General features: G+C 66.1%; 2 protein-coding genes. Both read right to left on the bottom strand.

What is annotated here, in order from left to right; genetic code table 11:
• Window positions 1-872 (bottom strand): alpha-amylase family glycosyl hydrolase (locus ACFYR0_RS37775; protein WP_389338928.1); only part of this gene is annotated, 872 nt, incomplete at its 3' end.
• A partial coding sequence (locus tag ACFYR0_RS37770) for a DUF3459 domain-containing protein (protein WP_389338925.1) occupies window positions 869-1,267 on the bottom strand: 399 nt, incomplete at its 5' end. The genes ACFYR0_RS37775 and ACFYR0_RS37770, both read right to left, overlap by 4 nt.

Genomic DNA, 1,267 nt, shown 5'->3' with positions numbered 1-1,267 from the left:
ATGACCGGGAAGTGGAAGGCCATGTGGCACTCGTCGCCGCCGCTGCGGAAGTCGCCGAAGTAGTCGACGACGTCCTCCGGCCACTGGTTGGCCTCCGCCAGCAGCACCGTGTCCGGGTACTGCGCGTCGATCTCCTTGCGCACCCGTTTGAGGAACTCGTGCGTCGCCGGAAGGTTCTCGCAGTTGGTGCCCTCCTCCGCGTAGAGGTAGGGCACGGCGTCCAGCCGGAAGCCGTCGATGCCCAGGTCCAGCCAGAACTTCAGCGCCGACAGGATCTCCTCCTGCACCGCCGGGTTCTCGTAGTTGAGGTCCGGCTGGTGGGAGAAGAACCGGTGGAAGAAGTACTGCTTGCGCACCGGGTCGAAGGTCCAGTTGGAGACCTCGGTGTCCACGAAGATGATCCGGGCGCCCTCGTACTGCTTGTCGTCGTCGGCCCACATGTAGTAGTCGCCGTAGGGCCCGTCGGGGTCCTTCCTCGACTCCTGGAACCACGGGTGCTGGTCGCTGGTGTGGTTCATGACGAAGTCGATGATGACCCGCATGCCGCGCTGGTGGGCGGCGTCGACGAACTCCACGAAGTCGGCGAGGTCGCCGAACTCCGGCAGCACGGCGGTGTAGTCGGAGACGTCGTAGCCGCCGTCGCGCAGCGGGGACTGGAAGAACGGCGGCAGCCAGAGGCAGTCGACACCCAGCCACTGGAGGTAGTCCAGTTTGGCTGTCAGGCCCTTGAGGTCGCCGACGCCGTCGCCGTTGCTGTCCTGGAACGAGCGGACCAGGACCTCGTAGAAGACCGCGCGCTTGAACCACTCCGGGTCCCGGTCCTTGGCGGGGGTGTCCTCGAAGGTGTCCGGGACGGGTTCGTTGACGATCATTTTATGGGTGACCCTCCGATCTGCGGGTTGGACGGTCGCAGGACGCTCAGTACGTGCGCGGGCCGGCGGCCCGGCTCGAGGCGCACGTAGTTCGCCCTGCCCCAGTGATAGGTCTCGCCGGTCAGTTCGTCGCGCACCGGCAGGGACTCGTGCCAGTCCAGGCCGAGTTGCGGCATGTCCAACGAGACCGTGGCCTCCTGGGTGTGGTGCGGGTCCAGGTTGGCGACCACCAGAACCGTGTTCGATCCGCTCCTCTTCGAGTACGCGATCACCGACTCCTTGTCGGTGGGGTGGAAGTGGAGATTCCGCAGTTGTCGCAGGGCGGGGTTCTCGCGGCGGATCGCGTTGAGCCGGGTGATGAGGGGGGTGATGGTGCGGCCCTCGCGTTCGGCCGT

This window comes from Streptomyces sp. NPDC005017 (assembly GCF_042873115.1).
Classification (GTDB): Bacteria; Actinomycetota; Actinomycetes; order Streptomycetales; family Streptomycetaceae; genus Streptomyces.
This window is presented reverse-complemented; position numbering and strand designations above follow the sequence as displayed.